We start from the raw sequence: 21,629 nt of genomic DNA, 5'->3' as shown, positions 1-21,629 counted from the left end.
TGTAGTTCTAATGGCTGAGTATAGCTTATTGTTTAACGTAATAAATGATAATAGGAATACCATGAAACGCCGAAATTTTATAATGAATATTACCGCCGCCGTTGGTGGTTTAATTGCAACGAAAGCTATTGCCAAATTGGATGATTCATCAATGTCTGACTTGGTTTGTGATGTTAAATCTGATAATTGTGATAAGGGGGACAACATGCACGATCATATGAATATGAATATGAATATGAGCAACAAAAAGCCACAAAAACTATTATCTACTTCAGCACTACCAAAAGGTCACGATTTACCCAAATTCAAACATTTAAAAAATAATAGTAATCAATCTGGTTTATTTGAAGCCACTATTGAGGCAAAACCAGTAAAGATCGCTCTAACGCCTAATATTTCTACAGAATTTTGGGCTTACAACAATTCAATCCCTGGCCCACTCATTGAAGTTTATGAAGGCGATAAAGTCAAATTGACGGTAAAAAATAAACTATCACAATCAACAACTGTGCACTGGCATGGTTTACTTGTTCCGTCAAATCAGGATGGCAATCCACAAGATGAAATACCTGCTGGCAGTGAACGCATTTATGAATTTACCATTCCTGAAGATAGTGCTGGTACCTACTGGTATCATCCACACGGACATAACACTGTCGCAGAGCAAATTGCTCGAGGTTTAGCTGGTGTATTCATTGTTCGAAGTAAAAACGATCCATTAGCCTCTTTACCTGAATTAAATTGGTTCTTCTCGGATTTAAAACTGACTGATAAGGGGGAAATTGCTGACAATTCAATGACAGATTGGATGAATGGCAGAGAAGGGCAATTTGTGTTAATTAATGGTGGTTATCGACCAAAAATGAAAATTGATACCGCAACTCGTGTTCGTGTTTGGAATGCTTGTTCTGGGCGTTATCTTAACCTTTCCATCCCCGGTTGTGATGTCTTTTTAGTCGGGAGTGATGGTGGATTAATGCCTGAACCTATATCCCTTGAAAAACCACTCCTGTTATCGCCAGCTGAACGTGCTGAATTGGTAATTTTACCAAAGCAAACGGGTACTGTTTATCTACAATCAATTGGTTATGATCGCGGCAAAATGGGAAATGTGCCAGTAGAACAAGATATAATACTTGCTGAATTAGAACTTCATCAGGCCAATTCAATTGTCTTACCATCAACATTACGTACCCTACCAAAAATGGCCGAAGCAAAAACCCATAAATCACTTGAATATACCGAAGTAATGGATAAAAGCGAACCTAGAGGTGGGATGCTATTTTTAATTAACGGTAAACGTCATGATATGAAACGTATTGATTTAGAAAGCAAAATACATGAAGTTGAAGAGTGGACAATAACAAATAATTCACATATGGACCATAACTTCCATATTCATGGTACGCAATTCACGGTTGTATCGCATGAATTCGATGGTAAAAAATACCCACCAGAATATGTCGCATTAAAAGATACCATCAACTTACGTCCCCACGAAAAAATCACCATAAAAATTCAACAAAATATGCCAGGATTACGCATGTATCATTGCCATATTGTTGAACATGAAACACTTGGTATGATGGGGCAATTAATGGTTAAATAATCCTAATAAATTCTCTCCCTTCTCTTAACAATTGCATAAAGATAAGGGAGATTTTCATTGTTTATAGAAAACCGCAAAATTTTTAACACAAAATAACTTTAGTTTTAGTTTCTAATTTCAAAACTTGAGCCGGATCAGCTAACTTATTAGTAATTAATGCCGTTATTTCATTCCAATCACAAATTTTATACAGACTTTTTCTATTAAATTTTGTGTAATCACCTAAAATATACTTTTTTTCAGCATGAGAAATGATGGCTTTATCGATATAAGCATCAGAAGATGAAGGACTGGAAGGGCCTGTTAAATTACTAAAACCATCTGTGCCTAAAAAGCATATATCAACCTGAATTTCATTAATCATAGATAATGTCCAACCACCATAAACAGATGAGCTTTTATTACGTAGTTCACCACCAAATAAGAAAACTTGATTGTCTGATGAAATAAGAGCATTGGCAACAGGTAATGAATCGGTAAAAATCTTAAATCCAGAACGATACATTAATAATTTGGCTAATTCTAATGTAGTACTGCCTGTTCCAATAATCATAGAACAATTATCAGGTAATAATGTAAGTGCTTTTTGAGCAATGCTTTTCTTTAAGCTAGCGTTTTCCTTCTCTCTGATTTGAAATGGATGTTCAATAGCCCCTTGTTTTAGCGTTGCCCCGCCATGGCATTTGACTAAATATCCTTTTTTTTCTAAATCGGATAAATCTTTTCGAATGGTTTCATAAGTAACTGCGTATTTACGAGCCAATTCACTCACATATACAGTCCCAGCCGTTATTAATTCTTCTAAAATTAATTCTCGTCTTTCATTCATTAATTGCATTGTTCACAATCTCAAATATTGATTTAGATATGACTAACCATGTCTGATTATTACCAATATTTTAGCAAAAAGTCCACATGATTCATTCATAACTCATCATATCTTTCCTGATCTCAAATTAAATAACATATTATAAAAAACAAATTAAAATTGGCTTATATTGGTTTTTTTAATATTATAAATCAATATCTTATTATTTTTGTGATCTATATCACATTGACTTACCAATAAAAACCAATTATAAAATGATTATTAATTTAATAGAGGAAAAAAAATGAAAACAAAAATTGCTATAGCTAGCGACGACTTAGGATTTGAATATAAAGAAGAAATCAAAAAATACTTGATTAATGAAAAAAATGCCGATGTTGTTTATGACCCAGTAAAAGTTAAAGCAGATGGTATTAATACTTATGCCAAATTGGCTGATGAAATGTCAATCTTGATACAGAAAGATGTTTGTCGTTTAGGAATATATATTTGTGGAACAGGTATTGGTTTTACCTGCCAAGCTAACAAACACTGGGGCATTCGTGCTGTTGCTGTCACTAATCCCTATTCAGCTAAACGAGCTAGGCTAAGCAATAATGCTCAAATCATAGGACTAGGTTGTCGAGTCAATAGCCTTGAATATACCAAAATGATCTTAGACGCATGGTACGACCAACCATTTGATTTTACTACTGCGCGTGAAAATTCGAAGAAAAACTTGCTTGAAGCTGAATGTAACGACAATGCGTTATTGATCAAACCAGCTCATATTGCTTGGAATATGGGCTTTCGAGCCAATGAGTAACGATAAAAGGAGTCACATATGGAATTAATTACACAATTTATCAATGACTTAGGAAACTTTATTTTTATTCCTATAATATTTTTAATCTTAATGGCTGCGCTCGGAAGGCCTATTTCTGAATGTATTGCTTCTGCAATGAAAGTCGGTATTGGCTTTATTGCATTAAGTATGACAATTAAATTTATGTTAGATAAAATGGCTCCTGCTGTTACAGGACTCGCCGAAAGCACAGGATCTTCACTCAGTGCAATTGACGTTGGTGGTGCAGCAACTGCTGTAATGGGATTTGGCTCAAGTATGGGACCAATCATTATTCCACTATGCGTTGCAGTTAATATTTTATTACTTATACTAAAAATCACTGATTGCGTTAATGTCGATGTTTTTAATTTACACCAAAATGCCTCGATGGGTGCAATCGTAGGTGTTTATTCAGGTAGTTTCTTATATGGTGTATTAACAGCTGCACTATTTCACGTTTGGGCATTAATTGCAGCTGATCTAGGCGCAAAAAATAATGAGAAATTTTTTAACCTTCCAGAAGGTGTCTCAATTTCACATCCTGTTGCAAACACTTACCTTATTTTTGCTTATCCATTTAATTGGATTTATGATCGTATTCCGGGCTTTAGAAATATAACTGTTACAGCCGATACTATTCAAAAACGTTTTGGTGTTCTTGGCGATCCAACTATAGTCGGCTTTATTATTGGTGTATTACTTGGTTTTTTTGGTTACTCTTGGGAAAGTCCATATCACACCATCATTTCAAGCTTACAATTAGGTATGTACTTAGCGGCAGTAATGTTATTGTTACCACGCATGACATCAATTATGATGGAAGGTTTAGTGCCATTATCAAATGTAGCAAGAAAAAAACTAGTTAAACGTTTCCCTAATCGAGATATTACCGTTGGAATGGATACTGCATTAATTGTTGGTAACCCTTCCGTTATCGCTCCTGCTTTATTACTAATTCCGATTATTGTTATTTTAGCCGTTATTTTACCCGGCAATAAGGTTATGCCATTAGGTGATTTATCACAATTTGTCTTCTTTATTGCTTGTATGGTTCCTGTATTCAAAGGCAATATTATCCGTACCTGGGTTACATCAATATTTTTATTTGGAGGCGGATTATATATTGCCTCATGGATGACACCTGCAACTAACGAAGTATTCCAAGCATTTGGTTCTAACCCTGATGCATCTGTAATGTATACCTCATTAAATCCATCAGCAAATCCATTTACTGGACTATTTGCAGCAACTAGTCATGTGGGAATATTTGGTTACATATTAATTGGCTTAATTTTGCTATCAGTAGGCTATCTATTAAAGAAAAAAGAAAAAAATTCCAAAAATAATACAAGTGAGGTTTCAAAATGAAAAAAATATTAGTGGTATGTGGTAATGGTATTGCTTCTTCATCAATCATGGTTTCAATTTTGCAAGATTATTTGAAAGAACAGCATATTGAAGCTCAAGTAGATAAATCTTCACTTATGGCTTGCAATGCTGATATTTTTAATAGTTATGATTTAGTTGTTTCATCAACAAAAATTGATAATCCTGATATAACTACCAAGGTTATTGTTGGAGCTGGTTTATTAACTGGTCTCGGAGAAGATGCCATTTTTGAAGCAGTTAAACAAACTTTAACTCAATAAGTAGGAATTTAACCATGCACATTTTAGTTCATGATTTAGATGAAAAAATTAAAACTTATCAAGATGCTATATTAGAGTCAGGTTCATATTTATTAGAAAAAAACTATATTACACCTGACTATATTTCAGCGTGTATCAATCGAGAAAAGGAATATCCAACTGGATTACTGATGAACAATGGCATAGGGATTGCTATACCACATGCTAATTATCAATTAGTTAAATCAGATTCAATTAGTTTGGTACGCTCAACAAAAGGAGTAATTTTCGGTCAAATGGAGGATGCCAACTTAATGGTATCTTGCCAATTAATTTTCAATTTAGCATTGGCAACAAGTGATCAACATTTATCAATTCTCAGACGTCTATTTACTTTATTTCAAGATGAGTCTTTTGTGAATAAATGCCAACAATCTAATTGCCAACAAACTCAAGAATTAATCATTCAACAGTTAAACATTTAGTATACATTTTATGATCGAAAAATAGCAGTAACTATTTTTCGATAGGAGATAAAAGTGCAATCACAATTAATTATGGATGAATTGAATCATTCAGTTAAAACATTGACCGATGATGACATCATTGATCTAATACAAAAAATACAACAGCATAAACGTATTTTTGTGTATGGTACCGGGCGCTCAGGTCTTATGCTTAAAGCATTTGCAATGAGACTGATGCAACTGGGTTTAAACTCCTTTGTGGTCGGTGAAACGACAACTCCAGCGGTTCAAAAAGGAGACTTACTCATTTTAGCATCTGCATCTGGTGAAACAGAAAGCGTAAATATAATGGCGAAATCAGCACTCAATCAAGGAATTGATTTAGCTATAATTTGCGCATCTAACACATCTACACTAGCAAAACTCCAAACACCAAATATATTATTACAATCTGGAACTAAGTTTAATAAGTCACAAGTTAGCAAACAACCATTAGGTAGCCTTTTTGAACAAATGTTACTGATTATATTTGATACTGTTATTTTAGTTATGAGTAAAAAACAAAAAAGTAGTAATAACGATATGGCACAACGACATGCTAGTTTAGAATAGTAGTATAAGAATTTATTTTAAAACCACTTATTTTGTGAGTGGTTTTAAAATTGAATATTACGTCTAAAATCTATTTAAAAATTCATTTCATTTTATATATAAATTAATCTTAAATAACAAACAATAACCTATTTATAATAATAGTTTTTCATTTTGACAAAAAATGCTAAGATATTGCAGTTATGACCATGATTAATTACTGGCAACAAATTAGTAAACGCCTCATCATTAAAACTGCACTATCGCACTTATTATTAGGTGTAATTGCTGCTGGATTCGGTTTTTACGAAGAAAATGTACTACCAGTTCAATCATCTTCCACACAGGTGGGTATTATTGCGATTACGGCAATTGTACAAGATCACCAAACTCCGATAAGAAAAGAATCTCAAACTTTACCTTTGTCACAAAAACAGCATTATAATAAACAAATTATTTCGCTTAATTATGACAAAGTTAGTTTTAATACCGTTATTCGATTATCAGCTTATAATGGAATAAGGGCCGGCCCCAAAGCTACCGTATAACATATTTTTATATAATTAAATTAATTTTTTAAATAAGGTTCACTCCTTAACACGCCCATTATAAAAAAGAACAAGAGAACAATTATGTTATTAAAATTATTAACAAAAGTATTCGGTAGCCGTAACGAACGCGTTTTAAAATCTATGCGTAAACGTGTTGAAAATATAAATGCGCTTGAACCATCAATGGAAGCATTAACTGATGATGAACTTAAAGCAAAAACCAATGAATTTAAGCAAAAAATTGCTGATGGCACTAAGTTAGATGACATATTAGAAGAAGCTTTTGCCGTAGTTCGTGAAGCAAGTAAACGTGTATTTGGTATGCGTCATTTTGATGTTCAATTAATTGGTGGCATGGTTTTAAATGAACGTTGTATAGCTGAAATGCGTACAGGTGAAGGTAAGACATTAACTGCAACTTTGCCCGCTTATTTAAATGCCTTAACTGGCAAAGGCGTTCATGTTGTTACAGTTAATGACTATTTAGCACAACGTGATGCTGAAAATAATCGCCCTTTATTCGAATTTCTAGGTTTGACTGTCGGTATTAACTTACCAAATATGCCTCCACATTTAAAACGTGAGGCTTACAATGCTGATATCACTTATGGCACTAATAACGAATATGGCTTTGACTATTTACGAGATAATATGGTCTTTAATAAAGAGTCTCGTGTTCAACGCCCTCTTCACTATGCCTTAGTCGATGAGGTCGATTCAATTTTAATTGATGAAGCAAGAACACCACTTATCATTTCAGGCCAAGCTGAAGATAGCTCAGATAGATATGTCAGTATTGATAAGATTATTCCTTATTTAGTTAGTCAAGAAAAAGAAGATTCAGAACAGTTCCAAGGTGATGGTGATTTTTCAATTGATGAAAAATCACGTCAAGTTAACCTTACTGAACGAGGTTTAATTAAAGTTGAAGAGCTATTAATAAAAGAAGGTATTATGAAAGGTGATGAATCACTTTATGCGCCTAGTAATATTGTGTTGATGCACCATGTTAATGCCGCTCTTCGAGCTCATCATTTATTCCATCGTGATGTAGATTATATTGTTCGAGATAATGAAATTATCATCGTCGATGAACACACAGGTCGTACCATGGACGGGCGCCGTTGGTCTGATGGTTTACACCAAGCAGTAGAAGCTAAAGAACATGTTAAAATTCAAAATGAAAATCAAACGTTAGCATCTATCACTTTCCAAAATTATTTCCGCTTATATGAAAAGTTAGCCGGTATGACAGGTACTGCTGACACTGAGGCTTTCGAATTTAACCAAATCTATGGACTAGATACTATTGTTATTCCAACTAACCGACCAATGGTTAGGAAAGATTTACCCGATCTGGTCTATATGACAGAAAAAGAGAAAATTAATGCAATTGTTGCTGATGTACAAGAATGTGTTAAACGTGGACAACCTGTATTAGTCGGTACTGCATCAATCGAGAAATCAGAACTTGTCTCTCATGCATTTAAAAAAGCGGGTATCAAGCATAATGTACTTAATGCCAAATTCCATGCTCAAGAAGCTGAAATTATTGCTAATGCAGGTAGTAAAGGCGCGGTAACCATTGCAACGAATATGGCTGGTCGTGGTACCGATATTATGCTTGGAGGTAATTGGCAAAGTGAAATCGCGAAATTAGAAAATCCAACTGATGCTGATATCGAAAAGGCCAAACAAGCGTGGCAAGTTAAACATGAAGAAGTTATTCAACTTGGGGGGCTTTATATTTTAGGTACAGAACGTCATGAATCTCGTCGTATTGATAATCAGCTACGTGGTCGTGCTGGTCGTCAAGGTGATCCGGGCGTATCACGTTTTTACCTGTCTTTAGAAGATCCTTTAATGCGTATCTTTGCTTCAGAGCGTGTTGGCAATATGATGCGTAAATTCGGCATGAAAGAAGGCGAAGCAATTGAACATCCTTGGATCACTAAAGCCATCGCCAATGCTCAGAAAAAGGTTGAAAGCCGCAATTTTGATATTCGTAAACAATTACTTGAATACGACGATGTTGCCAATGATCAACGCAAAGCTATTTATAGCCAACGTAATGATTTATTAGATAACTTAGATATTAAAGAAACTATTGATTCAATACGAGGAGATGTATTTACAACTGTTATTGATCAATATATCCCACCACAATCTATTGAAGAAATGTGGAATGTCTCTGGGCTTGAAACGGCATTAAAAAGCGACTTTGACTTAGATTTACCTATTACTAAATGGCTTGATGAAGAACAAAATCTCCACGAAGAAACTTTACGTGAACGTATTTTACAACTTGCTCAAGATAAATATCTTGAAAAAGAAAATGCCGCTGGCGCTGAAGCCTTTAGACAATTCGAAAAAAGTGTTATGTTACAAACACTTGATACCCTATGGAAAGAACATTTAGCAGCTATGGATTATCTACGCCAAGGTATTCACTTACGAGGATATGCTCAAAAAGATCCTAAACAAGAATACAAACGTGAATCTTTCAATATGTTTGCCAACATGTTAGATACCCTAAAATATGATGTAATTGGTATATTAAGTCGAGTGCAAATACGTTCACAAGAAGAAGTGGATGAAGCTGAACGCCAACGCCAAGCTGAAACCGAAAGATTAATGGCTAAGCAACAAGCCAATCATGAATCAATGGGTGGTATAGACGGTGACGAACAATCAACAAACTCACAACAACCAATTGTTCGTACACAAGCAAAAGTTGGACGTAACGATCCTTGTCCTTGTGGATCAGGTAAAAAATATAAACATTGTCATGGTGCTGTTAATTAAATCAAAAATTTAGTATGATTAACTATCGTTGATGTTTAAATAACCGATTAAGGTTACGAACAACAAATGGGAAAGCCGTCGCTTTCCCAAATTTTAGTCACATACAGATAGGATCATGAGAAAACATACTGAAATTGCTGTAGGTATCATTCGTTCACAAGATTGTCAAATTTTTATCACCCAACGCGGTGAAGACTCCCATCTTGCTGGTTTTTGGGAATTTCCAGGAGGAAAAATTGAAGCCGGTGAAACACCTTATCAAACCTTAGAACGTGAAATTGCTGAAGAAGTTGATATTCATATTCATCAATCTCAATTTTTAAAAACTTTTGAATATAGTTATGATGATCGTGATATCACTATTCATGCTTACTTAGTAGAAGAGTGGGATGGCGTTCCTTTCGCTAAAGAAGGACAACCAAGTCGTTGGATAGATCAGGAAGATCTCAATGCCGATGAATTTCCAGATGCGAATAGACCAATTATAGAAATGCTTAAAAACTTAGATAAACAAATTTAATTTATTTCATTATGCAAATTTTTGCATAACGTTTTTCAACATAACTGCCATATTGAAATCCAAGCGTCATCCACGTATTGGCATGACTTTATTCATACGTTGTAAATCTGAATATTACTATTGGAAACTAGCTAATAATTTTCAATTGTAAATATTGTTAATTTATATACTGGATAAAATGACCAAAAAAGTATATTGTGTACAAGATTTTTCTTAATGTAGTTTTATGTTAGGAATTTTTTTTGTTTTATTATAATATTTTAATAAGGTTCTAAAAATAGATGAAAGAATATAAAGTAGTTATTTATCAAGAAGGCGCTTTGTCTTCATTAGTTTTTGGTGCAGCTAATTCAAATGCTGACAAATTTTCCGGTTTTTTAAATGATACTGCCAAAGAAGGCTGGCGGGTAATTACAATGCAAAAAGATATGCGTCGCTTATTCTTATTCTGGCAACGTGAAGCTTATCTAATTGTGATGGAGCGAGATCGTTAGTTAATTGAAATAGAAAATATTATTTCCTAAAGCAAATCAGGAATCAATATCTAGATTATTTTGATTCCTGAAAATAGCCAAAATAATTAATTCGCAGTTTTTTTGTGTAAGCGTTGTTCCGCCAACGCAAGAAAAATAATTCCCACAATAATAGACAAAGCACCTAATAGTCGCGATAAGGTAATCTGTTCGTTAAAAGCAATGACAGATACTAACATAACTGTTACTACTTGTAGATGAGAAGCCGCAAACGCAGGACCAACTGGCGCTTTTTGTAATAACACCATCCATGTAATAAATGCACCTGCATAACCAATCATAACTAAGTATGCCCAACCATGACTAAAAACTCTTAATAACCAAGCAATATCTGGTTCAAACGGTAATGCCGAAAGAGCAGTAAGTTTAAAACTGGTTTGGCCAAACGTATCAAAAAAAAGGAGTAAAATAAAACCAATAATGTAAAACTTTTTCATTGAGTTAATCCTACTAGTACTACACCAAGAGTAATAAAAAAAATACCAATTAATCGAAATGGAGTTAAATGTTCTTTAAATAACACACGCCCAGCAATCATTACTGTAATAATATTGAAAGAACCTAATAGTATGCTTTTAGACAAAGAGACTTTACTTAAAAAAGCCAACCAAAATACAAAACCAATGAAGTAAGCCCCAAAACCTAACCACAACCACATGTTGCCAAATAATTTTTGCCAATAATTTAAACCTTGTTTATCATTAGAAGTAATAGCCGCATATTTAAAAGCAATTTGCCCTACTGTGTCACAGGTAATATTAATTAACCATAAAAAAAAGATTAAGGTTGACATGATTGACAAATTCCATGAATTTCAAGCACACTATGCTTTATTAAGAACTGACTTTGACTAGCTAATTGTTTTAGTTGCGATTCAATATTTTCAGAGTGCTTTTCGATAATTTGCTGGCAATTATCACATATAAATAAAATTGATATATGCTGCGGATCTTGAAAATGAGGGCAAATAATATAGCAATTAGTTGATTCAACTTTATGAATAAAGCCCTGATCAAGCAAAAATTCAAGAGCTCGATAAATTGTGGGAGGTTTCGCTTGAGGTTCACTGACTTTTAAAAGATCTAAAAGATCATATGCACTCATGGCTTTATTCGCTTTAAGCATGATATCTAAAACGGTTTTACGCTGAGTTGTTAGCTTAATACCACGTTTTTTGCATAAAGTTTCAATTTTTTCAATCAGCATATTATGCATTCAATTAAGTTTCCTTCGCTTTATTTATTACTTTTCAATGCAGCTTTTTTTCGTCTAATTTCTTTTGGATCATTGATTAAAGCTCGATATATTTCAATACGATCGCCATCTTTGACTTGATCACTAAGCTCACAACGTTTTCCATAAATTCCAACAAAACGTTCATCTAATTCAATTTTGCATATTGATAAGATATTGGATTTTGTAATCGCTTGCAAGACATTCGTTTGCTCATCAACCGCGCAATCAATGATTGTCGGTTGGTTAGGTAGCGCATATACCACTTGAATATTTATCATATTAATATATCTGCCTTGCCCTTTGTGAAAATGCATTAACCATATTGGTCATCACTTCCTTAAATATTGGCGTAAAAACAGCACTCATTAATTTATTATTAAACTCAAAATTCAAATTTAAGCTGATTTTACTTTTTTGCCCATCAAGTTCAGTAAATTCCCATCGTCCTTTCAAATGTTTAAATGGACCATCTATCAATGCCATATCAATTGAATGCGGCTCATTAATTTGGTTTATCGTGGTGAAAGATTTTTTAAATCCCAATTTTTCAACCTCAATAAATGCGGTTAAATAATTATCTTGTTTGCTAATAATTCCTGTTGCGATACAATCAGGAACAAACTGAGGGTATCTAGCTATATCGTTCACCAATGCAAACATTTGCTCGATTGAATAAGGCTCGATCACTTCATGAAAAACATGTGCCATAATAATAAAATTAAAAGTTAAAATTAGTGGCATATAGTAACATGTAACTCTATAATAACGCATATTATGACTAAGAAAAAATCACATAAGCCGGGTTCGGCTACTATTGCTTTAAATAAACGTGCGCGTCATGAGTACTTTATTGAAGAGGAAATTGAAGCAGGTTTATCCTTACAAGGTTGGGAAGTTAAATCACTGCGAGCAGGCAAAGCGAATATTAGTGACAGTTATGTGTTACTAAAAAATGGCGAAGCATGGCTATTTGGTGCAACAATAACCCCATTGAATGTCGCGTCTACACATGTCGTATGTGAACCTATGCGCACAAGAAAATTACTGTTAAAAGAACGAGAATTAAACTCACTTTTTGGACAAATAAATCGACAAGGTTACACTGTTGTCGCACTTTCTTTGTACTGGAAAAATGCATGGGCAAAAGTAAAAATTGGCATTGCAAAAGGTAAAAAAGAGTACGACAAACGTACTGATATCAAAGAACGTCAATGGCAAGTTGATAAAGCGCGTATAATGAAAAATGCAAATCGATAAGTAAAAAATGTAAATTAACGATGGCGTATGATTTGTGGCTTAATAAAAAATGTTTGATGTTTTAATTCATTAAAATGTAACAAATCATCAATTACATCAACACAAGTCAGTGCCATATTTTCAATATTTTGTACAATAGCATCAATTGGATAATAAGAATAATCAAGATAGTTATTGTAATCGTAAGAACACAAATACACCTGCTTTGGATCAATTTTAGCTGTGACTAAATACCCCAAAACTTCTTCCAATAAATTACCGGATGGAGTAAAAATAGCTTTCGGTACTCGACCTAATCTTTCATGAACACCTTTAAGTAATTCAAAGCCTTTATTAGGACAATAATCATCACTCACAATCCATTCTGGCTTTACCGTTAAACCTACACTTTCTAAACCTCGCTTAAACCCTTTTAACCTAGCTCGTATTGAACTTAACTGGATATCACAACCAATAAAATAAAACTCATCTACTTCTTTGGCATAAGATTTGATTAAATCACCTACAGATTGTAATGACTCACTTGTAATAAACGGTAATATTGTATCTTTTAAATAACGGTCAAAAAGCAGTACGGGAGTATTTTCATTAATATCTACATAAAAATGGTCACTATCTAATGAGGTTACCACAATCATTGCATCAACTTTCCGCTCAACTAAATTTTGAGCTACTTTAATTTCGACCTCTTTATTATAATGGCTACAAGTAATGAGTAATTGAATATTCTTTTGCCTAAAAGCAGATTCAAGATGATGCAAAAACATCGAAAAAAATGAATTTGACATATCTGGTACAATAACACCAATAGTATTAGTGCTGTTAGCTTTAACCAAATATTGACGAATATGAGGTTGATCACTGTATTTTTCAGCAATCGATAAAATCTTTTGTCGAGTTTGTGGAGAAATACGATATTTTTTATCTCGTTTGTTAAATATATGACTGACGGTCGTTGCCGACACGCCAGCCAAACGAGCAATATCATTAATTTTCAGTTTATTACTCGCCATATACTAATCACCTTAATATTAACGTGGGGTGCGTTGTTGTTTATTTGGGAATACCGGATTGTTATTCACCGATGGACTTTGATACCAATAAGCAACACTGGCAATATCATCACAACGTTCATACAATCTGATATCATCATTACCGATTTGTTGAAACGCCAGTTTGATATTTTTGTGAAATGCCACTGGATCTGGAAGATGCCAACGATATAAACCATGCATTGGCAAGCCATCATCACCAAAACCATGTACAGGATTAGAGTCACCGGTTTGGAAAAAGTCACGTGTCGCATCACGGTTTGTTTGATAAGGATAGCCCATAAACATTGTTTGGAAACATTTTGCTTTTGGTCGGCCTTGGCTATCACGATTATGGAATGCCCATGCACCACCAAAATAATCTTCCGATCCGGTTGAATGTTGTGTTGGGTAATCACTATCATCATCAAGGTAAAATTTAAATTCCCCTTCACCCCACCAATATCGCTCTAAAGCAGTAAGCGCTAAATAAGTACCCACATAATAACCATAACCTTGAACATTATCTAAAATGACATAATCTTGAGCATAATTAGTTACACGTTGACGACGCCATTGAGCATGGAAGTAAAGCGGATTTTCGAACGGTTTTGGCATTATCGCGTAATTAATAGCAAAGAAGAAATGTTGCAAATCAGCTTCATGCTCATTATGAATTTCAATTCTGGCTTTTTTATTAAATGGCATTCTAAAATAACTATTAAAGCCACCTGTAGGGTTAACAACTATTGGCATTGAATTAATATCACATCTTGCACCAAAGCCATTACAGAAAAAGTCACCGATAGGACTTTCAACTGAAGGAACGGTTTCATCATCCCAATAAATTCGAATAACCACATCACGCAAGACAAAGCTACCTCGATGAGTCTTATCTGTTAAAGTAAACCACATATGACGAATTTCAGCTGGTCCAGTAATTTCAGCAATAGTGACTTTTTCACCAGATGGAATAGATATAAAGCCTTGCCCTTTCCTACATGGGCCTAAAGCACTGCCTTTCATACAAGATTTACCCTTTTCACCAGTCAAATTTTCAGGCGAAATGGTTCTAGTTTGTTCAAAGTGAAATTGTGTTACTGAATCAAATATATTCATTTTGCATCCTTAATATGTTTTATCAAATACTATCTATTAAAAATAAATTCGTTTGCTTATTTACTTTCGTTTTCAATTTCTGGCTTGTCTGACTTTTTATCGCGGCTCAAGAACCCCATAGCAAATAACATGAAGCCTAAAACAACTAAACCTAAATAATTAAATGTGGTAGCAGCACCTTCGGTATCATAGAAATCACCAACATAGGTAGAGAACAATATCACACCTACTGAACCAGCTACTTGATAACCGATTAAAAACACGGTGGCTGATAGACGAGAATTAAAATTATTATCAATATATTTAAACACTGAGACTAAAATAGTTGAGATCTCCAAACAGTGCATCAGTTTTATTACCGAGATAATTACAATGCTTTCCACATGTCCGGTTAAAAATATTCGTGTTGCAGAAATAAATGCCGCAAAGATTAATGCATTTTTGGCACCAACTTTATTAACCACAAATGGTACACAAAACATAACTGCTGCTTCTAAAAAGACTTGGAAAGAATTTAAAACACCATATAGACGATAACCATCATTTACATCAGTAAATTGCTGCGTAAAAAAGACTGGGAATAACTGTTGGTCATAAATGTTGTACAAACTATAAGTACCAAGTACATAAACAACAAATATCCAAAACTTTTTAAGACCAAATACTGAGACAATCTCGTTAAAACTTAGTTTATCTTTCTTTTGGAATACAGCTGCCGATGATTTACTTAAATCTGGTTTGAAATTCAGATTTAACACCATAAAACAGACACCAACTACTGAAGCTGCCCAAAAGTTAAGGTGTGGATTAATACTAATCAATATACCTGCAATAAAAGTACCAACGGCATAGGCAATACAGCCCCAAGTTCGGCATTGTCCAAATTCAAAATCAAACGCCCGGCTGATTTTTTCACAATAAGAATCGATTAAGCCCATACCGGCAACCCAACCAAAACCTAAGAAGAAGCTACCAAAAATAACACCAGCATAAAAATTATGTCGTAACAGCGGTTCATAAACATAAATTAGCGCAGGTGCTGCACAAGTTATAATGATGCTTTGAAACCAGATTAGATGTTTCTTTAAAACTAATTTATCTTGATACACACCATAAATAATCATGATAATCAACGAGATAAAATAGTTAAAAGAATAGATAATACCGGTCTGTTTTGCTGTTAAACCAATCTCTTTACTAAGCCATATTGCATAAAAAGAAAAAACAAAACTACCTGCCGCGTAATACATAATGCTATAAAACGAAGCAAACCAATAAGTTGGTTTTTTATAAAATGCACTTGTCATAATTTATCCTATAAAGAGTTAAGTACTGATTGGAGTATGAATAGCTAAAAATTTAGCTTTAACGGCTTTATTAGATAAATGTGATCAACTTCAAAATTATTTTATTTATCTTAAAAAAAATATAATTTGTTAACAGCGCAATAATTATAAAAAACAGATAAAAAACAGAAAAATATTATCCCAACCACAATCAAGGAAATAATTCCTTATCTAAAGCTAATAATTTTTTAATATCAAAATAATCATTATTAAAAAAATGACTTATTAAAAGTTACCCCTTTATTAGTTCAATTATTAATAATGATAATTAAACGAATATATTATTTAACCATTTGTAAAAAGAGGTTTTTTATGCCTAAACAGAATAGTCGTGTTCGATTTCATATAGCAATACTTATGCTATTTGCCATAATAATTAATTATTTAGATAGAACTGTAATGTCTGCTGCTGCTCCAATTATTGCTACAGATTTAAATATTTCACCTGAAGCGATGGGATGGATAATGTCTGCATTTTTCTTAAGTTATGCTTGTTGCCAAATACCTGCCGGCTTCCTTGCGGATAGATTTGGACAGCGAAAGACGTTAGCCGGTTCGGTAACTTGGTGGTCTTTAGCCACAGGTGCAACAGCATTAGCAACCACACCTATTGGTTTTATTTTTGCTCGAGTATTTATGGGCGTTGGAGAAGCAGCTGCATATCCTTGTAATGGTGGTATAACGGCCAAATGGTTCCCAGATAGAGAAAGAGGACGTGTCACTTCACTATTTGATAGTGGTTCAAGATTTGGCACCGCCTTTGCCATGCCTCTGGTTGTTTGGATCATTGCTTGTTGGGGATGGCATGCAGCATTCTTTATTTGCGGAGGATTAGGACTGATTTGGGTGGTTTGGTGGTTATGTATCTATCAAGACCCTGAACAACACCCAAAGATTAGTGAAACAGAACTTAAATACATTCGCGATGGACAAGTAAAAAAAGAAGGAATCGACAAAATACAACCAATGAAATGGTATCAATTATTAAAATACCGTAATGTCATTGCTATGTGTATTGGATTCTTCATGCTTAATTATGCTGTCTATTTTTTCATTACTTGGTTCCCTACTTACTTAATGAAAGAAAGAGGTTTAAGTCTAACAGAAATGGGCTTCCTAGCGATGCTACCTCCACTATGTGGGATAATTGGCCAATGGGTTGGTGGCTGGCTAACTGATTTTATTTATATAAAAACCAATAATATCAATGTTGCCCGAAAAGTGAATTTAGTTTGTGGCATGCTAGTTGCAACTTCAATCTCACTTGCTGGATTAGTCGATTCGATATCAGTTATGATGCTGTTATTATGTATATCTTATATAGGTTTAGCTTTTGCTGGTTCAGCAATCTGGTGTTTACCTGGAGATATTGCACCAAGAAATATGACATCAGTTTTAGGCGGCATTCAAAATACCGTATCAAATTGTGGTGGTATTTTAGGACCAATTGTAACAGGATACATTATCGGAGCAACAGGTTCATTTATGTATGCTTTAGTTGTTTCTGGATGCGCTTGTGCAATAGGAGCGCTGGTTTATTTATTAGTATTAAAAGATATTAAGCCGATTACCGTAAACGAATCGATTTAATAACATTAAGAAATTAACCATTATGTCTGAAAATTCTACCAAAATTTTTGTGTAGAATTTTCATAAACTCAAATTTTTATAATAAAAAATTATTGAGAAACGTAATATGGGCAGAAGTAAAACATTAAGACAAAATACAATTAATCAATTTATTGATTGCATCAATGACAAAATATTATCTTTTCCTCTTCCCTCTATATCTATTCTTGCTGATGCTTTTAATGTCAGTCGCACGACAATAAGAGCGGTATTAGATTATTTATGTCAAGCCGGAATTTTAGTCTTTGAAGAAGGAGAATATCATCAACTAAGACAACCAACCCCAGAAGATAAAATTGCATGTGTATTTGAAAAAAAAGATATTCAAGATAAAAAATTTGAGCACTATTTTTACCATTTAATCAATAGTAAAAAAATCCTACCTGGAGATAATTTTAATGAAATCCAATTAGCTAAAGATACCAATGTTAGCCCATTTGTGGTTCGTGAATTTTTATTACGATTTTTACATTATGGACTAATTGATAATGTAAAAAAAGGCGAATGGAAATTAGAGACCTTCGCTAATGACTATGCTGAAAAATTATATGAATTTCGTTGTATATTAGAAGTTTTTGCCCTTAAAACCTTCATGGCTCAACCTGATGACCATATCAACTGGATTAAAGCTAAAGAGTTATTAGAACGACATAAACAACTTCAAACAAATATACAACATGAATACAGGCTATTTTCAATGCTTGATCGCGATTTTCACGAACTGATTTTATCTTGTAATAACAACCCTTTTTTTATGCAATCTTTTGATTTAATATCCGTCATATTTCATTTTCATTATCAATGGGATAGTAGTGATTTAAAACAACGAAATAGTATTGCCGTATCTGAACATATTGCAGTGTTAACAGCAATTCTACAAAAAAATGAGCAAGCAGCTACAACAGCATTATGTCGACATCTCAATACTGCTAAAAAGTCAATGCAAGAATCAATTGGAAGAACATCAACAATAAAAAACAGATAAAAAACAAAAAAGTTATATCTTCAACACGAAACCACTAAAAAAAACATCGCATAATTTGTCATCTTTTATAGTTCTCTTTACCTACTAATCAATTAGATAAAGAGAACATTATATGAATAAACAATTAAATCGAACCAATTTCCCTGGACCGGTATACCCTGAAAAAATTATTCAATTTGGCGAAGGTAATTTTTTAAGAGCTTTTGTTGATTGGATTATAGATATTCTCAATGAGAAAACCGACTTCAATAGTGGAGTGACGATTGTAAGACCAATAGATACCCATCAACCATCTATCAATGAACAAGACGGTCTTTATACCACCATTATTCGAGGTATCAACGAACAAGGTGAAACGATAGCCACACCAAGAATTATTTATTCTGTTAACCAAGAAATATTGATTTATAAACAATACCAACAATTTTTAAAATCTGCTGAAAATCCTGAATTAGAGTTTATCTTCTCTAACACGACTGAAGCCGGCATATCATTTAATAATAACGATAAACTAAGTGACACGCCACCATCATCATTCCCAGCTAAATTAACCGCTTTTTTATATCACCGTTTCCAATTTTTTAAAGGTGAAAAAAACAGAGGATTAATCATTATTCCATGTGAACTTATTGATTATAACGGAGATAAATTAAAAGAATTAATTCTTAAATATGCAAAATTATGGCAACTCAATGATGATTTCATCACTTGGATAAATGAACACAATACATTTTGCTCAACACTGGTCGATCGTATCGTCACCGGTTATCCAAAAGACGAAGCTCTACAAATTACAAATGATCTTGGTTATCAAGATCGTTTTTTAGATACCGGTGAATATTTTCATTTGTTTGTTATCCAAGGTCCAAATTGGTTAAAACAAAAACTGAAGTTAGATCAGGTCGATCTCAATATATTAGTCGTTGAAGATATCAAACCATATAAAGAAAGAAAAGTTGGTATTTTAAATGGTGCTCATACCGCCATGGTACCGGTTGCCTATCTTTCTGGTTTACGCACTGTTGGCGAAAGTATGAACCATCCGCAAATTGCAACTTTCATCAAGAATTTACTTAATCAAGAAGTCATACCTACACTATCATTAGATAAAGAAAAGCTAGAAAAATTCGCTGACGAAGTTTTAAAACGATTTAAAAATCCATTTATTAAACATGAATTAATGTCTATTGCATTAAATTCATTAACAAAATTTAAAACTCGCTTATTGCCACAATTATTGACCTATAGTCAAAAATTCAAAAAGCCACCAACTTACATTTCATTTTCATTAGCGGCGCTTATCGCCTTTTATCAAGGCGAATATCAAGGTCAAGCTATTGAACTCACTGATGATGCTCATTTACTCGATAAATTTAAACAGTGGCAACCTCTCTATAAAAATGACTGCAAAACACTCGTCACTAATATTTTGGGATTAAGTGAGCATTGGGACCGTAATTTAAATGAAATTGCTGGGTTAACAGAGTTAGTCACTGAGTATCTCGAAAAGATTTTATCAAGCGATATCAAACTTTATATTCCAAAAAATTAAATTATAGGAGCAAAAAACATGACTAAAATGAAATATATTGTAATTCCTGAACCCGGTAAAGTTGAAGTAAAGGAAATGGATAAACCGCTATTACAACCAGGAGAAGCGATTCTAAAAGTACTTTATGGCGGAATTTGTGGTTCCGATATGGGGACCTATAAAGGAACCTTCCTTTATGCTAGTTATCCTCGTATCCCGGGACATGAATTTTCAGCCGAAGTCGTTGAAGTTGCCGATAACGATTATGGCATAAAACCAGGTATGATTGTTACCGCAAATCCTTACTTCAATTGTGGTAAATGCTATTCATGCCGACGTGGATTTGTTAACTGTTGCACCAGTAATCAGACACTCGGCGCTCAACGTGATGGTATTTTCCGACAATATTATAGTATGCCAATTGAGCGTATTTATGATGGTAAAGGCTTAGATGCTTTAACATTATCAATGATCGAACCTTTCTGCATTAGTTATCACTCAGTTCAACGCACCGCGGTTAAACAAGGCGATAAAGTATTAGTTGTCGGTGCTGGGCCGATCGGTTTGTTTGCTGTCATGGCTGCTGTATTAAAAGGGGCTGAGGTATATGTTAGTGATGTAATGCAATCAAGACTAGACAAAGCGCTATCACTAGGGGCAAAAGGCATTATCAGAACCGATAAGGAAGATTTTGCAGAATGTGTTAAATCAATCACTAATGGCGATGGCTTTGATGTCTGTATTGAGTGTGCAGGGTTACCACAAACATTCCAAAATTGTATCGATGCTGCCGCATATCGAGGTAGAGTTGGCTTAGTAGGCGTGAGTAAACAAAAACTAGACTTTGCCTTTACTCAAATTCAAACCAAAGAATTAGATATATTTGGCTCTCGTAACGCATTGAAAAAAGATTTTGTTGAATTAATTGATTTAGTCCGCTCAGGAAAATGTGACGTCAAAAAAATCATTACCGATATTTACGAATTAGAAAATGCTGAAAATGCTTTCAAAGAAATGCGGGATGATCCAAGTAATCGATTAAAATCAGTGATAAAAATAAATTAAATACTCTTTTAATCATTTCCGTTACTACTTCATTAGTAAGTAACGGAAATGCGTATTTAAAGGAAGAATGA

At 33.7% G+C, this 21,629-nt stretch carries 24 protein-coding genes; 15 read left to right on the top strand and 9 right to left on the bottom strand.

Annotation, left to right across the window (positions count from 1 at the left end; all coding sequences use genetic code 11):
• Positions 1-61: 61 nt before the first annotated feature.
• On the top strand, positions 62-1,609 hold the full coding sequence (locus tag AC5LXI_RS04585) for a multicopper oxidase family protein (RefSeq protein WP_493443717.1): 1,548 nt from the start codon (positions 62-64) through the stop codon (positions 1,607-1,609).
• Between the two features lie 82 nt (positions 1,610-1,691).
• Here the strand turns inward: AC5LXI_RS04585 and AC5LXI_RS04580 are convergent, their stop codons facing one another.
• Entirely contained in the window at positions 1,692-2,447 is a 756-nt protein-coding gene (locus AC5LXI_RS04580; protein WP_493443716.1) for a DeoR/GlpR family DNA-binding transcription regulator, read from the bottom strand.
• A 274-nt stretch (positions 2,448-2,721) separates the two neighbouring features.
• Here AC5LXI_RS04580 and AC5LXI_RS04575 point away from each other — a divergent pair, with 274 nt between their 5' ends.
• The 9 genes from AC5LXI_RS04575 to AC5LXI_RS04535 all read left to right on the top strand — a co-directional run bounded on the left by AC5LXI_RS04575 (position 2,722) and on the right by AC5LXI_RS04535 (position 10,320).
• Positions 2,722-3,243 carry an RpiB/LacA/LacB family sugar-phosphate isomerase gene (locus tag AC5LXI_RS04575; protein WP_493443715.1) on the top strand — a complete coding sequence of 174 codons (522 nt, stop codon included), beginning with the start codon at positions 2,722-2,724 and terminating at the stop codon, positions 3,241-3,243.
• A gap of 18 nt (positions 3,244-3,261) precedes the next feature.
• Entirely contained in the window at positions 3,262-4,632 is a 1,371-nt protein-coding gene (locus AC5LXI_RS04570) for a PTS galactitol transporter subunit IIC (protein ID WP_493443714.1), read from the top strand.
• A complete protein-coding gene (locus tag AC5LXI_RS04565) occupies positions 4,629-4,913 on the top strand; it encodes a PTS sugar transporter subunit IIB (protein ID WP_493443713.1) in 285 nt (94 codons plus the stop codon). Before AC5LXI_RS04570 ends, AC5LXI_RS04565 begins: the two co-directional genes overlap by 4 nt.
• 14 nt (positions 4,914-4,927) lie before the next feature.
• Positions 4,928-5,377 carry a PTS sugar transporter subunit IIA gene (locus AC5LXI_RS04560; protein WP_493443712.1) on the top strand — a complete coding sequence of 150 codons (450 nt, stop codon included), beginning with the start codon at positions 4,928-4,930 and terminating at the stop codon, positions 5,375-5,377.
• Positions 5,378-5,431: 54 nt separating this feature from the next.
• Complete coding sequence (gene hxlB / locus AC5LXI_RS04555; protein WP_493443711.1) at positions 5,432-5,971, top strand: 6-phospho-3-hexuloisomerase; 540 nt, start codon at positions 5,432-5,434, stop codon at positions 5,969-5,971.
• A gap of 182 nt (positions 5,972-6,153) precedes the next feature.
• Positions 6,154-6,498 (top strand): hypothetical protein, encoded by a 345-nt coding sequence (locus AC5LXI_RS04550; protein WP_493443710.1) that lies wholly within the window; start codon positions 6,154-6,156, stop codon positions 6,496-6,498.
• A gap of 84 nt (positions 6,499-6,582) precedes the next feature.
• Positions 6,583-9,306 (top strand): preprotein translocase subunit SecA, encoded by a 2,724-nt coding sequence (secA, locus tag AC5LXI_RS04545; RefSeq protein ID WP_493443709.1) that lies wholly within the window; start codon positions 6,583-6,585, stop codon positions 9,304-9,306.
• A 115-nt stretch (positions 9,307-9,421) separates the two neighbouring features.
• Positions 9,422-9,826 carry an 8-oxo-dGTP diphosphatase MutT gene (gene mutT / locus AC5LXI_RS04540; protein ID WP_493443708.1) on the top strand — a complete coding sequence of 135 codons (405 nt, stop codon included), beginning with the start codon at positions 9,422-9,424 and terminating at the stop codon, positions 9,824-9,826.
• Between the two features lie 281 nt (positions 9,827-10,107).
• Positions 10,108-10,320, top strand: a complete 213-nt coding sequence (locus AC5LXI_RS04535; RefSeq protein WP_493443707.1) for a DUF4177 domain-containing protein — start codon at positions 10,108-10,110, stop codon at positions 10,318-10,320.
• An 86-nt stretch (positions 10,321-10,406) separates the two neighbouring features.
• Here the strand turns inward: AC5LXI_RS04535 and AC5LXI_RS04530 are convergent, their stop codons facing one another.
• Genes AC5LXI_RS04530 through AC5LXI_RS04510 form a run of 5 tightly spaced genes read right to left on the bottom strand, consistent with a single transcriptional unit; the run spans position 10,407 to position 12,336 of the window.
• Complete coding sequence (locus AC5LXI_RS04530) at positions 10,407-10,796, bottom strand: DMT family transporter (RefSeq protein WP_493443706.1); 390 nt, start codon at positions 10,794-10,796, stop codon at positions 10,407-10,409.
• On the bottom strand, positions 10,793-11,152 hold the full coding sequence (locus AC5LXI_RS04525; RefSeq protein ID WP_493443705.1) for an EamA family transporter: 360 nt from the start codon (positions 11,150-11,152) through the stop codon (positions 10,793-10,795). Before AC5LXI_RS04525 ends, AC5LXI_RS04530 begins: the two co-directional genes overlap by 4 nt.
• Positions 11,140-11,574 carry a zinc uptake transcriptional repressor Zur gene (gene zur / locus AC5LXI_RS04520; protein WP_493443704.1) on the bottom strand — a complete coding sequence of 145 codons (435 nt, stop codon included), beginning with the start codon at positions 11,572-11,574 and terminating at the stop codon, positions 11,140-11,142. Before zur ends, AC5LXI_RS04525 begins: the two co-directional genes overlap by 13 nt.
• A 20-nt stretch (positions 11,575-11,594) precedes the next feature.
• A complete protein-coding gene (locus AC5LXI_RS04515) occupies positions 11,595-11,879 on the bottom strand; it encodes an RnfH family protein (RefSeq protein ID WP_493444253.1) in 285 nt (94 codons plus the stop codon).
• Positions 11,875-12,336 (bottom strand): type II toxin-antitoxin system RatA family toxin, encoded by a 462-nt coding sequence (locus AC5LXI_RS04510; protein WP_493443703.1) that lies wholly within the window; start codon positions 12,334-12,336, stop codon positions 11,875-11,877. The genes AC5LXI_RS04515 and AC5LXI_RS04510 overlap by 5 nt, the downstream gene beginning before the upstream one ends.
• A gap of 33 nt (positions 12,337-12,369) precedes the next feature.
• Here AC5LXI_RS04510 and smpB point away from each other — a divergent pair, with 33 nt between their 5' ends.
• Positions 12,370-12,852: an SsrA-binding protein SmpB gene (smpB, locus tag AC5LXI_RS04505; protein ID WP_493443702.1), complete on the top strand. Its 483-nt coding sequence runs from the start codon at positions 12,370-12,372 to the stop codon at positions 12,850-12,852.
• A gap of 14 nt (positions 12,853-12,866) precedes the next feature.
• Here the strand turns inward: smpB and AC5LXI_RS04500 are convergent, their stop codons facing one another.
• From AC5LXI_RS04500 to AC5LXI_RS04490, 3 genes are read right to left on the bottom strand one after another with little or no spacing between them, the layout of a single operon-like run.
• A complete protein-coding gene (locus AC5LXI_RS04500) occupies positions 12,867-13,865 on the bottom strand; it encodes a LacI family DNA-binding transcriptional regulator (RefSeq protein WP_493443701.1) in 999 nt (332 codons plus the stop codon).
• Positions 13,866-13,883: 18 nt separating this feature from the next.
• Positions 13,884-15,002, bottom strand: coding sequence for a glycoside hydrolase family 172 protein (locus AC5LXI_RS04495; RefSeq protein WP_493443700.1), 1,119 nt, complete (start codon positions 15,000-15,002; stop codon positions 13,884-13,886).
• Between the two features lie 56 nt (positions 15,003-15,058).
• Positions 15,059-16,309, bottom strand: a complete 1,251-nt coding sequence (locus AC5LXI_RS04490) for an oligosaccharide MFS transporter (protein WP_493443699.1) — start codon at positions 16,307-16,309, stop codon at positions 15,059-15,061.
• Between the two features lie 351 nt (positions 16,310-16,660).
• Here AC5LXI_RS04490 and AC5LXI_RS04485 point away from each other — a divergent pair, with 351 nt between their 5' ends.
• The 4 genes from AC5LXI_RS04485 (at position 16,661) to AC5LXI_RS04470 (ending at position 21,558) form a co-directional block, all read left to right on the top strand.
• Positions 16,661-17,938 carry an MFS transporter gene (locus AC5LXI_RS04485; protein ID WP_493443698.1) on the top strand — a complete coding sequence of 426 codons (1,278 nt, stop codon included), beginning with the start codon at positions 16,661-16,663 and terminating at the stop codon, positions 17,936-17,938.
• 106 nt (positions 17,939-18,044) lie between these two features.
• On the top strand, positions 18,045-18,962 hold the full coding sequence (locus tag AC5LXI_RS04480; RefSeq protein ID WP_493443697.1) for a GntR family transcriptional regulator: 918 nt from the start codon (positions 18,045-18,047) through the stop codon (positions 18,960-18,962).
• 112 nt (positions 18,963-19,074) lie between these two features.
• Positions 19,075-20,514, top strand: coding sequence for a tagaturonate reductase (locus AC5LXI_RS04475; RefSeq protein WP_493443696.1), 1,440 nt, complete (start codon positions 19,075-19,077; stop codon positions 20,512-20,514).
• Positions 20,515-20,541: 27 nt separating this feature from the next.
• Positions 20,542-21,558, top strand: coding sequence for a zinc-binding alcohol dehydrogenase family protein (locus AC5LXI_RS04470; RefSeq protein ID WP_493444252.1), 1,017 nt, complete (start codon positions 20,542-20,544; stop codon positions 21,556-21,558).
• The last annotated feature ends 71 nt before the right edge of the window (positions 21,559-21,629 follow it).

The organism is Gilliamella sp. LMG 34361 (genome assembly GCF_984569075.1).
The sequence above is the reverse complement of the archived record's forward strand: the minus strand, read 5'-3'. Positions and strand labels throughout refer to the sequence as shown.